We start from the raw sequence: 15,117 nt of genomic DNA, 5'->3' as shown, positions 1-15,117 counted from the left end.
TCATAAGATATTGTTATTTTAGGCGTTGGTTTTAATAACAATCATTACGTAAAACTATTTTTTAATGAAGAAAAAAGGGTTCATTTGGGGCGGTGCATTACTTGTAATACTCATCATTGTTTGGATTGCTTTTGGCTCTTCCGACAAAGAGCAAGCTGCACAAATTTATTATAAAGTCAAATACGATAATTTTGATGTGGTTGTAACAACCACCGGCGAGCTGCAGGCCGAAAACAGCATGGATATTCGTGGTCCGTCCGGGTTGCGGCGCAGTGGTTTGTACCGTATAAAAATAACCGATCTTGTGCCCGAAGGTACCATCGTAGATTCGGGCGATTTTGTGGCTTCGCTCGATAAGTCTGAGCTCTCGAAAAAGCTTAAGGATATTGAAACCGAAATTCAAACCAAACAAAACCAGTATCTGCAAACCAAGCTCGATACTACCCTTGAAATGCGGCAAACACGCGATGAGCTCATAAACCTTAATTATGCCCTCGAAGAGAACAAAATAAAACTCGAACAATCGAAATTTGAGCCACCCGCTACCATACGTCAGGCCGAAATTAATCTGGATAAGGCAAGGCGGAGATACAATCAGGCTGTTGAGAATTATAAAATTAAACGCGATAAGGCTGAGGCAAAAATGCGTGAAGTAGAAGCTGATTTGGCAAAAGTTAAGCGTAAAAAAATGGAGTTGATTGAATTGCTGGGCAAATTCGATGTGAAAGCCCCTAAAGGCGGCATGGTAATTTACCAGCGTAGCTGGGATGGCGCCAAACGTAAAGTCGGGTCATCCATAAGTCCATGGAATCCCATCGTGGCCACCCTGCCCGATATGTCGTCCATGATTTCCCGGGCATATATCAATGAAGTAGACATCAGTAAGGTTTCCGAAGGGCAGCCAGTTGAGGTTGGTATTGATGCCTTCCCCGACAAACGATTTAATGCTGAAATTATTGATGTGGCCAATGTAGGCGAACAACGGCCGGGTTCCGACGCCAAAGTGTTTGAAGTAATTATTCGTTTAAACGACACGGATTCGGTGCTCAAACCCGGCATGACTACCAGCAATCGCATTATGGTCTCGCACTTTGATTCCGTACTGAGTGTGCCGCTTGAGGCCCTCAAGGTTACAGACTCTACGCGGTATGTGTATAAGAAAGCAGCTGTGGGCCTGAAAAAAAGCCAGGTGACCACCGGAGAAGCCAACGATAATTTTATCATTGTGCAGGAAGGACTGAATGAAAACGAAGAGGTCACCTTAAACCTACCTGAAGAATAGTCTATGAACCGATTTTTGCTCGACATAACCATTGCGCTCGAAGCTATTCTGGCCAATAAGGTTAAAACCATATTAACTGCACTGGGTATTATTTTTGGCGTTGCTGCAGTGATTACCATGTTGGCTATTGGTAATGGTGCCCGTCAGGAAATTATGAATCAGATGAAAATGGTTGGTGTCAATAACATTATTGTTCAACCTGTTATTGAAAGCAACGAAGAAGAACAAAATGACAATCAGTCCCAGGCAAAAAGATTTTCCCCGGGATTAACACTAAAAGATGTCGCGGCTATAAAAGATGTGTTGCCTTCTGTAGAGCAAGTGTGCCCACAAGTAATACAAAACAAAACCCTTATAAGGCAAGGTAAGTCTTCTCGTGTAAAAGTTATCGGAACGGCCAATAATTATTTTAATTTGTTTAATAAAGAGCTTTCAGAGGGTAGTTTTTTTAATTCTTACCAGATCGAACACGGACAGCCAGTGTGTATTGTCACAGACCAGATTAAAGTTTCTATTTTTAACAATCAAAGCCCTATAGGCAAGGAAATTAAATGTGGCGATATCTGGTTGCGGGTCGTTGGCGTGGTAGAAAAACCGGTTCTTGATGAAAATAGTAGCGATCTCGGGCTTGTACGAGCTAATCAGGTTGTTTATGTACCCGTACAAACCATGTTGCTCAGGTATGTAAACCGGGCTCTGGTTACTAAAAAAGAAATTGAAGCTGAGGAAGATGAAGAAGAGAATACCTCCGAAGTAGAGAAGAAAAATTATCATCAGCTTGATAAAGTTATTGTACAGGTAAATAAAAGTGAAAAGCTGAAGCCCACGCGAGCCGTTTTGGCCAAATTGCTGCGTCGTTTACACAATGATGTGGACGATATTGAAATTATTGTGCCCGAACTTTTATTGCAACAGCAACAGAAAACACGCGATATTTTTAACCTTGTACTGGGCGCCATTGCCGGTATATCTTTGCTGGTGGGAGGTATAGGTATTATGAATATTATGTTGGCCACGGTAATGGAGCGGTTCAAGGAAATAGGTATACGCATGGCCGTGGGTGCCCGCAAAAGAGATATTCTGACACAGTTTGTGGCCGAGGCAGCTCTTATTAGTTTCAGCGGTGGTATCATAGGCGTGATATTGGGTATTATTTCATCGCATTTTGTGACCACCGTAACCGGCATCATTACCATCGTTTCTGGGTGGTCGGTAATAATTTCGTTTGGCATATCAGTGGCCATAGGTATTATATTTGGCTACATGCCTGCCCGAAAGGCTGCCACCCAGGATCCGATTGTTTCACTGAGAAGCGAATAATTATGAACCCAAATTGAGCGATTATCGCTCACGATAAAGAAATTGTATGCTTTTCACCTCATCTATTCGGTGAAAACCGACAATTTCTAAATCGGGGTTATCCCTAAGTAAAGCGTTTTTTCACTACGTTCAAACCGCTCAACTTAGGTATGAAGTAACCATGTTATTTTTTAATCAAAACACACAATATTTAGTTTCTTTATTTTCAGAAAACTAGAAATTTTAAACAGATGAGATTTATACAGCGAATAGCGATAATTATTTTGATATTGTTTACAGCGTATTTACAGGGTGCGGCACAGGAAAAGAACGAGCGCTTGGTTTCACTTAACGAGGTTATTGATATGGCCGTGCATAATTCGCCACGGGCCATTATGGCGCGGCATACTTTTAGAGCTTCTTACTGGAGTTTTCGTTCCTTCAAAGCCAATTATCTCCCTTCGTTGACTTTAAACAGCACACCTTTTGATATGAACCGTTCCTACGAATCTATCACCATCGACGACGGTAGCGACAAGTTTGTAGAAAGGCGTTCTATGAGTAACAATGGGTCGTTGGAGATTTCTCAGCGCATTGCACCTACCGGAGGAAATTTTTACCTGAGCTCTTCGCTCGAACGCGTGCGGCTTTTAACAGGCAATAAATCTACTACGTATCTTATCGCCCCAATTCGAATTGGTTACCGGCAACCTTTGGTAACTTATAATGCGTACAGGTGGGAAAGAAAAATTGAGCCTTTGAAATTTAAAGAGGCAGAGCGAAATTATTTGCTCACACTTGAGGATATTTCCCGTATGGCCATCCGCTACTTTTTTGACCTGGCCCTGGCGCAAATTAATAAAGAAATCAGCGAAACCAATTTTCACAATAACGATACCCTGTATAAAATTGCTGAGGGACGTTACAATATGGGAACAATTGCAAAAGATGAGCTGTTGCAGATGGAACTTAGCTATCTTACTTCTAAAAAAGCATTTAACGAGGCAGATCTCAACCTCAGGGTGGCCCGTTTTAATTTAAAGTCATACCTTGGACTTACAGACGCTAATTCGTTGAGGTTGGTAATACCTTCTGACATACCTAAATTTAAAATAGATGTAGATACGGCGTTACATTATGCCCATAAAAATCATCCGAAAATGCTTTCGTTTAAAAGGCAGCGCATAGAAGCCAACAGGGATGTGGCCGAAGCGCGTGCAGAAAATCTGTTTAATGCCAACCTGAATGCTACTTTGGGACTGAATAAGTTTAGCGAGGGGTTAGATAATGCATTTAACAATTTGGAAAATTCTCAAATGGTTTCTGTGGGGGTGTCTATCCCGATACTTGACTGGGGCGTGGGTAAAGGCCGGTACGAAATGGCCAAGTCGCAACGCGAGTTGAGTCTGGTAAATATTGAACAGGAACAGGTAGATTTTGACCAGGAAGTTTTTCTTGAGGTTACGCGTTTTAATATGCAGGACGAGCAACTTTTGATTGCTGCCAAATCAGATACAATTGCTCAAATTCGTTACAATATTACAAAGCAGCGTTTTAAAGTGGGCAAAGTAAGTATTCTGGACCTGAATGTGGCGCTGCAGGAAAAAGATGTTTCACGCAGAGATTACATTGCTGCGCTTCGCGATTATTGGCAAAATTATTACCGCATAAGGGGTTATACACTCTATAATTTTAAGCGTAGAAATGAGATTGAGGCTGATTTTTCCAGTTTAATCGATTAGTGTTACCGGAACAAAAAAATCAAATGTGGAACCCATACCCACAGTTGATTCAACCCGGATTTTTCCACCCATCATTTCTATAAACGACCGTGTGATGGCAAGGCCCAAACCTGTTCCTTCTTCAGGTTTAAATGGGCTGTTGTCTGCCTGTACAAACCTTTCGAATATTATTTCCTGGTTGTTTTTGCTTATGCCAATACCGGTATCCTGCACCCTGATTTTAAGTTGGTCATCTGTAAGTTGATAATTTACTCTCACTTCACCTTTTTGAGTGTATTTTATGGCATTGTCTATAAGCTTTCTTATGGCATAATCTAATTTATACAGGTCGGTTTGAATGGTTTTAGCAGGGTAGTTATTTGTCTTTTCTTCAACAATGAGTTTTAATGCTTTATTGTGTGCCAATGGTTCAAAATGCGCTTTAATTTGGTTGAGTAAGGAGGTAATGTCCACGTTTTCAATACGTGAGCGTGTTTGCCCTGACTCTATTTGCGCTATATTTACCAGGTCGTCAATGATGTTGAGCATCCGCTCACTGCTACGCTGAATTACATTGATGTATTTTTTTTGTGACATGGGTGTAATTTCCTTGCTGCGAAGTAGCTCGGCAAATCCAATGATGCCATTCATTGGTGTTCTTACTTCATGCGCAATATTGGCCAGAAAAGCTGATTTAAGCTTATCACTCTCTTCGGCCCGTTCTTTGGCCTCTTCTAATGCCAGATTGCTTTCGCGTAACTGTTCTTCAATTTCTTTTTGAGTCGAGATATCCGTAACAATTCCTTCCATAGCCACCGGATGCCCGTCATTATCGTAAACGAGTACACTACGCTGGTTCACCCATTTTAGGTTGCCTGCTTTGTTTTTTACCTGGAGCTCATAAGTGCCGGTAATCATTCCGTTTTTAAGTTCCAACCAGCGGCTGAATACGTATTTTTTCCATGCTTCAGGAATAAACTGCTTTATGAGTGAGGGTTTCCGGTAAAGTTCATCAGGGCTGTATCCAAGTATTTCCCTGGCTGCGGGACTTACGTATTCAAATTGCCCCTCGGGAATTTTTATTCGGTAGATGAGGTCTTTGGCGTTTTCTGCCAACCGGCTGAAACGTTCTTCACTATCGATAATTTTGGTAATGTCGCTAAATGCTACCACATAGCCCGATTCTTTAGTTTTACCTTTTACCGGATTCACAGACTTCGATATTTTATAGCTTGAGCCATCTTTTGATTTTAGAATGAAATAGGCTATTTGCTCATTGGCTGTTTTTACCGGTGTTGTGCTGAGCATATCATCGATGTTTTTGCCTTTGGCCTCTTTTTCCGTATGTCCGGTTAGTTTTTCAGCCAGGTGGTTCATGTTTTTTATTTTATTGTTCATGTCCACATCAATAATACCCTCCCCAACCACATTGAGGAGCGTGCGAAGGTAGTAGTGGTTCTGCTCGAGTTTATAAAGCAGACGACGGTATTTGAACACAGATATTATTAAAAAAACAGAAAGCAGCAACAGAATTGCTATTACAGCTACAATTTTCCAAAACAGCGCTCTGTCATGTTTATAGAGCGAGTAAGGTTCGTTTATTAATTTGCTGTTTTCAGGGAGCTTGTCAGTATCGATTTCAAATTTTTGCAGTTGCTCGTAATCGAATTTGTAATGATTGGGACTTTCCCATTTTATTGGAATTTGATTGGCTTTTTCTCCGTTCAGGATTTTTTTGGCCATTTCGCCGGCAGTTTTTCCCTGTTCAAATGCATCAACCATATAACCGCCCAATGTGCCATAGCCAAGGTTGAAATCCCATAAAATGTATACCGGCACAGCACTGCTTAATGCTATTCGTTTGGCGCTTTCACGGTAGCTGTAATAGGTGTCATTTACATCTCTGAAAAAGAGTACTAAAAGTACGGCATTTCTTGGGCTAAGTTTTGGTAGTTCCCTTTCCAACTCACCCATGCTTAAGTGGTTTAGTATTTTGACAGACTTAAACAGCGATTGCTTTTTTTGAGCCACTGTGGATAGTTTTTTGGTGATTTTTAGAGCTGTTGGGGTTTCATCGCTTACAACTATCAGTGTGTCTACTCCGGGTTGAAGGGTTTTGATTAATTGAAAATTTCTCATCAAATCAACTTCTTCGCTTACCCCTGTAATTTTATGAAAAGGGGTGAGATCCTGCTTTGAGGCATAATTAATTCCGCAGAAAACTATGGGTGTTTGCTCAAATATGGTATCGTGGTGTTTTTTAAGAAAGTTGAGTGCATTATTATCTGAAACTATTATCACATCATATTGATGTTTTTTGTGCTTGTGGTATATCAGTTCGAATAATATTCTTTGATAATCAGCATCAAATTGTCGTTTAGTATCCATGTACTGAACTTGCAGGTCACAGATTCCTGAAAGTTCATTTTCTATACCCCTTGTAATTTCATTGGTCCATTTAAATTGCTGATGATAGGAATGCAGAATTAAAACTTTTGGCAGGTCGTTGTTATTACTAAACAAGTAGTTTTGGGGCACAAAAGTTAAAAGTAGGAATAGATAAAATACTTTAATTGTGGTTGCTATGTGCCTAATCTTTAGTATCATGTTGGTTTGTGCTTGGCATTTCTATGAAAATATTTAACAATTTAGTTCTTTTATTTTAAAAGAAAAAGGGTAAAATGTCCTGAAAAAAAATAAGCTGCCGGGGTTACCAGCAGCTTATTCTGACGGGGTGTAATTGTATTACTCTTCTTTGCTCTTTGCTTCGTTTTTATCTTTTTCTAAATTATCCGTCGATTTCTCATCACTGGATATTTGCTGTGAGATGGTGTCTAATTTTTCCTGAAGTGCATTAAAAGCCGTACTGCTTTCGCTCATATCTTTGGTTTGCATTTTAAATAACACTTCTTTGAGCTTTAAGATCTCAATATCTTTCTCAAGCAGATTCTTTTCGCTTTTTTCTTGTTTCTCTTTGCTGGCTATCTTAAGCACTGTAAAGTGATAACTGTATTTTATTACAATTAAACTTAAAAGGCCCAGGACAAAGAAAAATACGATTGGGTATCCTGTAATTACAGCAAATCCGAGGTTAATTTTCAGCTCGATACTAAAAACAGCCCAGTTAAATGCCAGATAGTAAACCCAGACAAAGAGCCAGATTATGAGTAAGATATCAATAATAATTTTATGCTGATTGTTTTTCATATAAAACTATTTTAATTTTTGTTTATGATTTTTTTTCTTCCTCTTTAGTTATCTCGAGTACTTCCTTATCAATTCCTTCTAACTTGCTTATGAGGTTCTTGATGTCATTTTCATCCAGAAATCCTCTGGGAATTTTGTTCTCGTTGTTTTTTACGTCAAGGTAAAATCTCATGCCCAATTGCGTGGCATAGTGTTTCTTTTGATTGTTGAGCTTATTTACCTCATACTTATCTTTGTACTTTTCAGCAAGTTCCTGTGCTGAGTTTACGGCCTCTTTCGTGAACTCTGTGCTGATTTTGTAAGCATCAGAAGCAGATTCTGATATTTTACCAAAGATTTTCTCAGAATAAGAAGATATTTTACCTCCGATACGTTTAGCTTCTTCACCAACTATGCGGGCACCTTCCGATACGTTTTCTTTAGCATCGTCCCAAAAGCCGCTATCGTCTGTTTGTTGGTTGCTTTTTTGTTCTTGCGTTTTATCCTGAGTGTCTTGAGTCTTTTTTTCTTCAGTTTCTTTGGCTTTATCTTGTTCTTTCTTGGTTGTCATAATTATTCGATTTTAAAAGGTTAAAAAATAAATTCATTGCTCTGGATTATTGTTTTTTGGCTTTCTTTTTCCTTGCAGCACTGCGCCCAATTACATACAGCAACAATACAACAATAATTCCCACAATAATTAGGATTATGGTGGTTTTGGCTATTTTTTTAACATTTTCAGAGCGCTTTTCTTCAATCTGAGCCTGTTTTTCGGCCAGTTTTTTTCGTTCCATAGCAATCTCATTTTTGAGATTTTCTATGTTTTGGCGTTTGGCTTGTATCTCTTTTTCAACATTTTTGAGCAAATCTGCCCCTTCTGCAGTAGAATCAAATTGTGTGTCCTGAGTTTTAACGTCTTGTTTTTTATGGAGTTGTTGTTCCTGATCCGATAGCTTCGCTGCCTCTGTTTCAAGAACTGATTTTTGAGCTAAAATCTCAGATAACTCTTTACTTTTAACAATTTCAATTTGTTGGTCTACATTGGAGAGTTGGTTGTCTACAGCTTTTTTCTTTTCTGCAAGGCTTTCTTTAGCTTGTTTCAGCGATTTCATTTCATCTTCAATGTTTGTTTTCTCCTCTTTCAGTCTTGTTGTTTCTTTGTTTGTGAATTCCGTAATGATTTCGTTTTCGCTGTATTCCTCTTCCATCATTGTTCTCAACCTTGCCTGGAGCTCATCCACATCTCTCATCCATTCTTTAAGGTTAGAGATGCGTTTTTCAGCAACCATTGCCTTGCTTTCTTCGTCGGTGATTTTGCTCTCAATGTCTTTGATTTTGAGCGTATATTTTTCTAATTCACCTTCGTCTCCGTCATTTGCAAGCACCTGATTTTTTTCTCTCAGGTACACATTTTTTTCATCTTTGAGTAATTCAATTTTTTGCTGGGCAAGCTTTTGTTTTTGCTTGTTTATTTCTATTTCTTTTTGTTTTATCTTACGCTGGCCTTCAATCTCATCCAGCCTGGAGTCAATTTTTTCAATACCGGTTACAAGCTTTGTGCGGGCTTGCCTTTTCTGGTCTTTAAGCTGTTTTTCCTGCATGGATAATGTGTCTGTTTTTTCATTCAGGTTGCTTAGGTTTTTTTCTACAGCATTAATGCTGTCTTCCAGTTCGGCAAGACGGTTTATTAGCTTATTCTTCTTTTGTTCAAGGTCCGCTTTTTGTTCTTCTTTCAGGGATTTTGCAAATTTTTTCTCTTCCTCCTGAAGTTCACTTACATTTTTTTCTACTGTAGCCTTTTGCTCTTTAAGCCATTGTTGCTGCTGTGTTAGTGAATCTTTGGCTTTGTCCAGCTTATTGAATACTTCTTCTACAGATTCCTGTTCCTTTTCAAGGGCTTTTGTTTGCTTGTTTAATAGCTTTTGTGCCTCATCTTTTGTTTGTTCGTTGCTGCATGCCATTGTAAAAAGAAAAATGGCTATGGATAAGAAAATGGTTATTCGTTTCATAATATAATTAGATTTTTGGTTAATGATTCAGGCGTATTATCAAGAATCAGCTTTGAGCTAATCCTGAGGATCGGTTCGTATGTAAAAAATATCTTAAAACAGGAATGCAGGTAACCTGTTGGCGCTTAATATTCAGTGGCCCTGACTGGTATTTACGGTAAAGCTAACAGACAGGGTGTTGGCACGATTATTTTTCAATCTGTTCCACTGAAATGTGTGTTCTATGTTGAGAATATAACTCATTCATTTACAGTTTCTATATATTAAACGCAATGCATGGGTAGAAAGTTCAAAAAAAATGGTTTTTTCGATATGAAAAGGGCGAAAAGATACTAATTGATTGCTTTTCAGTTTTTAGCCGTACAATTTTTAACAGGAGGAAGTTTATCTGTACTTTCTTAATTTAATTTTTTACGTCAAACGCATCTCTCAAACCATAACCTAACACATTGAAAGACCATACCATAAGCATAATGGCAATTCCGGGAACAATGGCCAGGTAAGCCTGGTCTACCACTATGTAGCCGTAGTGATCACGAATCATGTTGCCCCACGAGGGCATAGGTGGTTGCACGCCGATGCCCAGAAAACTGAGTCCAGCTTCAAGAAGAATAGCAGTGGCGAAGTTGGCAGCTGAAATTACAATCAAAGGTCCGGTTGTGTTGGGCAGAATGTGTCTGAACATAATTCTGCGATTAGAAATGCCCAATACTTTGGCAGACATTACAAAATCCTTCTCTTTCAGGCTTTTTACCTGTCCGCGAACCACGCGAGCTACTTCCACCCACATAGTTAGCCCAACAGCCAGAAATATTTGCCAGAATCCTTTGCCCAAAACCATACTGATGGCAATTACGAGCAATAATGTGGGAATTGACCAAACCACGTTAATTAACCACATGATGAGTTTATCGGTAACTCCTCCGTAATATCCGCCTATCAGACCCAGTACAATGCCCACAAAAAGTGAAATTCCTACTGCTATGAGCCCAACAGAAACAGATATTCTGCTGCCTACTATAATGCGGCTTAGCAAGTCGCGGCCAAAGCGGTCTGTTCCAAGCCAAAAGGTTTGTTTGTTAATGGCTTTTTCCGGTATTTGCTTTTTTAGTTTTGATGAAGCAATGCTTTTTATTTGACCGTTTACCGTTGTGAATATGAATTTGTTATTTTTTTCCTGAATCGTTTTATCACGGTCAATTGCGAAAAATACATTGGCCAGGTGGTAGCTGCTCTGAAATTTTGTTTGGCTTGTACTTCCATATTCTGTAATAAAAATGCTGTCGCCTTTTATCTTGTATTTTTCAAAAGGTATGCGAATGTGCTGCGTGGGGAAGCCGTGCATAATTTTATAACCCCAGGAATGTGTTTCTGTTTTTTTGTTGCTTTTGATGTTCAGAAAAGAAACCGTTTTGCCCGGCTTTAGGTTGCTTAATGTAATTTGCTGATCATTTGCGTATGGTGTGTTGTCAGGTGCGATGGCATAAGCCAGAATAGCCATGACAAAAATTAATGATATGATAATTAACCCCGCTACGGCAACTTTAATTTTTAAGAAGTTTTTTAGCGTTCTGCTTATAATCATGGGGTTAATTAATTGCAATTATTACAGTGAGCAAAGGTATAAAAAATGTAAACGGGTTCGATTTCCCGCTTTTAATTTATCCGTTGTCATTCATGCTGTTTTTTTGATTTCTTTTAATGTACATAAAAATCATTGCTATTAGGAGTGTTACTCCAACAAAGAAAACCCACCACGGAAAATAATCTGGTGTATATTTCATCGAAAGTGCAGTTAACCTGTCAATAATGTTGCCTGTTTGAATTGTTTTAATGTTTGCAACCAAATACAATGAGTAGTCAAGTATAAATCCTATAAAAACAACAAAAGCACCACTGCCCAGCAACCACCATTCTTTTTTGTTTATTATAGCCGGCGCTTTGTACATTTGTGTAAATCGGAGAAGTGCTACGCCAAGGGCGATCATGATAAAAGAGACAATTACAGGTGCAATAACAGGGCCTGTCCAGTGTACGGGTATAAGGAATAAAATATCCCAGGTCATAAGCGATTCAGGCCATCCGAGTATCATTTTAAGAAAGACGTAGTAGAAAATATCCCAAATGGCAAATATAATAAGAAACCAGGCAAAGCGCTGTGTGAAACCTCTCCCGGCCAGCCATGCCACAGAACCTATCATTATTAGCGATGCGGCTTCTCTCAAAAATTCTGTAACGGCAACGCTGTCGCTTGTAAGTTTTAGCGGAAAGGAAAATCCTTCCGGGTAGTAGAGTTCTCGAAGGTAAACAACCACAGAGGCTTCAAACATGGCCATGGTAATGCCAAATGCAATAACCGGCCAGATGATTTTTCGTGAAAGGTGTAGTACGTTCTGCATTTTTTGCGTTGAATTTATAAGATTATCGGTTTTTTGTCAAAATAAATACTGATACTGTTCGTACACGGACGTTTTTTATTTTGTTCAACAAAATGTTAATTTTGCGTGCGCTTTATTTTTAAACCAATCTGCTATGTATTTGAAATATTTTGCATTGACCATGTTGATGTTCGCTTTGGGAATCTTTTCCATTAGTGGGCAGGAGAAAAAATCGCTCACTGTTGAGGATTTTGACCATTGGAACCACTTGAATAACGAAACAATTGCTCCAAATGGTATGTTTGTGGCTTATGAGATTAATCCATACCAGGGCGATGGTGTTGTGAAACTGTGGCACGCTTCTTTCAAAGAGAAAGTTGCTTTCCAGCGTGGAGATAATCCCAAATTTTCATCAGAATCAGGGTTTCTGGCATTCTCAATTAAACCTCAATACGACTCATTAAGGCAGAAAAAGCTCGATGGCGTAAAAAAAGATAAACTGCCGAAAGATTCATTGGGTATCTATTTAACGGAGTCCAAAAGTTTGAAAAAATATGCGCGGGTAAAATCATTCAGAATACCTGAAGATAATGGTGAATGGATTGCATGGCAACACGAAAAACCGATAGAAGACAAGGCTGAAAAAGATACAACAGTGGTCGACTCGGCTAAGGAGAAACCGGAAAAGAAAAAGCAAAAAGCCGATAAAAATGCACCGGATACTTATGAATTAGTGCTTCATAACCCATCGGAAGGTATTACTTACAAATTCGACCATACTACTGAGTATGCATTTTCAGATAATGGCAGATTACTGACATTCATACGGTTACAAAACGATTCTATGCTGCGTTCAGCAGTTGTTGCTTTTGATACCCGTAAAGAAAAAGCAGACACCGTTTTTGTGGCTGACGGATTAGCCAAAAAAGTTGAGCCGGGTATTGATGATAACCATTTGGCCTTCGTACACAGCGCCGATACCATAAAGGCTAAAGTCTACAGCCTGCATTACTGGAATGGTAGGGAGACATATAAGTTAGTGGATACGCTGACAACTGACATCCCCGAAGGTTGGACGGTTAGTGAGCATGGACGTGTTTACTTTTCAGATAATGATGAACGCCTGTTCTTTGGCGTGGCAGATGCTCCAAAACCTGAACCAAAAGATACTTTACTTGATGAGGAAAAAGTGAACCTTGACCTGTGGAGTTGGACCGATGGTAAATTGCAACCCGAACAACTTAAAGAGAAAAAGAGGGAAGAGAATCGTAGCTATCTCACAGTATACCATATAAAAGATCAAAAAATTGTGCAGCTTGAGCATACTAAGCTGAAAAATGTCCGCTTAACGCTTGATGGCAATGGAGATAAAGCCTACGGAGTCGACTATGAGCCTTACGAAAAGCGCGGTTCATGGGAGATGCCTTATTACAGGGATGTGTATGTTGTGGATGTAAAGACTGGTGAAAAGACCAAAGTGCTGGAAGAAATTCAGTCTGCTACAAGCATATCTTTTTCCGGGAAATATATAAATTACTACAACTATAGCGACAGTGCCTGGTATGTGTATGATATTGCTGAAAGAAAACACCGCAATCTTACGCAGAACTTAGATGTGCCATTTTATCGAGCCACACATGATTATCCCAATGAACCCTCTTCATACCGCTATGCCGGTTGGACAGAGGATGATGATTGGTTTTTGGTTTACGATGAGTACGATATTTGGCAGCTTGATCCCGCCGGCCAAAAAGATGCCGTATGCTTAACCAATGGCTTTGGCCGTAAAAACAACATTCGTTTTCGTTATCATCAATTAGATCGCGATGCTAAGTACATCGATCCAAAAGCTGATTTATGGCTTACGGCTTTTGATGAAAAAACCAAAGCATCTGGCTACTATGTGGCCGAAGCTGGTGGGAAAAACAACCCGGAAAAAGTGATAATGGACGATTATCGTTTTTATGCTCCGCAAAAAGCGGAAAATGCAGACCAGCTTATCTGGCAAAAAAGCTCATTTAAGGCTTATCCCGACGTATGGTACAGCGGTATGGAAATTACAAATCCCGTAAAAGTTTCAGAGACTAACCCACAACAGGAAAACTACAAATGGGGCAGTGTAGAGCTTGTAAAATGGATAACTTCAGAAGGTACAGAAGAAGAAGGCATGCTTTACAAACCCGAAAATTTCGATCCCGATAAAAAATACCCGATGATGGTGTATTTTTACAGGTTATATTCCGACAGGCTTCATGCCCACTGGGCACCTTCACCAAGCCGTTCCATCATTAACACAACTTTTTATACCAGTAACGACTATGTTGTTTTCATTCCCAATATTCGATATAAGGTAGGATATCCCGGTGAAAGTGCCTATAACTATGTAAGTAGTGGAACCGTTGCATTGCTTAATCAACATGATTTTATCGATAAAGACCATATTGGCATTCAGGGCCAAAGCTGGGGTGGATATGAAGCGGCCTATATCATTACTAAAACCGATATGTTTGCCGCAGCCTCTGCTGGTGCTCCAGTTACCAATATGACATCGGCCTACGGCGGTATTCGCTGGGGAAGCGGTATGAGTCGTATGTTCCAGTATGAAGAAACCCAAAGTCGAATCGGAGGTACATTGTGGGAAAAACCATTGCATTATATCGAGAATTCACCGGTTTTTTATGCCCCAAAAGTAAATACCCCCCTGCTGATGCGCCATAATGATGGTGACGGCGCTGTACCCTGGTATCAGGGAATTGAGTATTTTGTGGCGCTTCGCCGCCTCAATAAACCCGTGTGGCTGCTTAACTATAATGGAGGCTCACACAACGAACGCGGCAAAACTCCAAACCGAAAAGATCTGAGTATACGCATGAAGCAATTTTTCGATCATTATCTCAAGGAAAAGCCCGCTCCGGTATGGATGAAAGAGGGAATACCTGCCGTTAAAAAAGGCAAAACCATGGGGTATGAACTGGAGTAAATCCCGATCGCGAATTTCATGATATTTTTGAGGGCCTCATTTCAAACGGGGCCCTCTCTTTTTGTACAGATGTATGCTTATCTGACATTTTTTCTCTCTCTAAATCAAACGATATACCTGTTTTTTAAAATTAGTCTGTATTTATGGGCGACAAAAAGTCGCTCATTATTCGGTTTTTGGTGACATATTGGCCTGTTTTACTGCTGGCATAGCATTTGATTTATGTTGAATGAAAGCGAAAAAGTAAAACAAAAAAAGAAAG

10 protein-coding genes are annotated in these 15,117 nt (G+C 39.6%); 4 read left to right on the top strand and 6 right to left on the bottom strand.

The window, feature by feature from the left end:
• The first annotated feature begins 64 nt into the window (after window positions 1-64).
• From ACTB0Y_RS07705 to ACTB0Y_RS07695, 3 genes are all read left to right on the top strand, one after another.
• Window positions 65-1,282 (top strand): efflux RND transporter periplasmic adaptor subunit, encoded by a 1,218-nt coding sequence (locus ACTB0Y_RS07705; RefSeq protein ID WP_463206235.1) that lies wholly within the window; start codon window positions 65-67, stop codon window positions 1,280-1,282.
• 3 nt (window positions 1,283-1,285) lie between these two features.
• Window positions 1,286-2,602: an ABC transporter permease gene (locus ACTB0Y_RS07700; RefSeq protein WP_463206234.1), complete on the top strand. Its 1,317-nt coding sequence runs from the start codon at window positions 1,286-1,288 to the stop codon at window positions 2,600-2,602.
• 230 nt (window positions 2,603-2,832) lie between these two features.
• Window positions 2,833-4,323: a TolC family protein gene (locus ACTB0Y_RS07695; protein ID WP_463206233.1), complete on the top strand. Its 1,491-nt coding sequence runs from the start codon at window positions 2,833-2,835 to the stop codon at window positions 4,321-4,323.
• On the opposite strand, the gene ACTB0Y_RS07690 is transcribed toward ACTB0Y_RS07695, so the two are convergent.
• The 6 genes from ACTB0Y_RS07690 to ACTB0Y_RS07665 form a co-directional block, all read right to left on the bottom strand.
• Entirely contained in the window at window positions 4,312-6,909 is a 2,598-nt protein-coding gene (locus tag ACTB0Y_RS07690; RefSeq protein ID WP_463206232.1) for a sensor histidine kinase, read from the bottom strand. The two genes, ACTB0Y_RS07695 and ACTB0Y_RS07690, sit on opposite strands and share 12 nt — an antisense overlap.
• A gap of 138 nt (window positions 6,910-7,047) precedes the next feature.
• Entirely contained in the window at window positions 7,048-7,509 is a 462-nt protein-coding gene (locus ACTB0Y_RS07685) for a hypothetical protein (RefSeq protein WP_463206231.1), read from the bottom strand.
• A 22-nt stretch (window positions 7,510-7,531) separates the two neighbouring features.
• The gene (locus tag ACTB0Y_RS07680) at window positions 7,532-8,059 is read right to left on the bottom strand and encodes a hypothetical protein (protein WP_463206230.1); all 528 of its coding nucleotides are present in this window, start codon (window positions 8,057-8,059) and stop codon (window positions 7,532-7,534) included.
• Window positions 8,060-8,105: 46 nt separating this feature from the next.
• Window positions 8,106-9,497 carry a hypothetical protein gene (locus ACTB0Y_RS07675; protein WP_463206229.1) on the bottom strand — a complete coding sequence of 464 codons (1,392 nt, stop codon included), beginning with the start codon at window positions 9,495-9,497 and terminating at the stop codon, window positions 8,106-8,108.
• A gap of 403 nt (window positions 9,498-9,900) precedes the next feature.
• Entirely contained in the window at window positions 9,901-11,082 is a 1,182-nt protein-coding gene (locus tag ACTB0Y_RS07670) for an ABC transporter permease (protein WP_463206228.1), read from the bottom strand.
• 76 nt (window positions 11,083-11,158) lie between these two features.
• Window positions 11,159-11,896 carry a hypothetical protein gene (locus ACTB0Y_RS07665; protein ID WP_463206227.1) on the bottom strand — a complete coding sequence of 246 codons (738 nt, stop codon included), beginning with the start codon at window positions 11,894-11,896 and terminating at the stop codon, window positions 11,159-11,161.
• A gap of 133 nt (window positions 11,897-12,029) precedes the next feature.
• Between ACTB0Y_RS07665 and ACTB0Y_RS07660 the strand changes: the two genes are divergently transcribed.
• Entirely contained in the window at window positions 12,030-14,855 is a 2,826-nt protein-coding gene (locus ACTB0Y_RS07660) for a S9 family peptidase (protein WP_463206226.1), read from the top strand.
• The last annotated feature ends 262 nt before the right edge of the window (window positions 14,856-15,117 follow it).

The sequence above is a fragment of the Salinivirga sp. genome, from assembly GCF_055145285.1.
The sequence above is the reverse complement of the archived record's forward strand: the minus strand, read 5'-3'. Positions and strand labels throughout refer to the sequence as shown.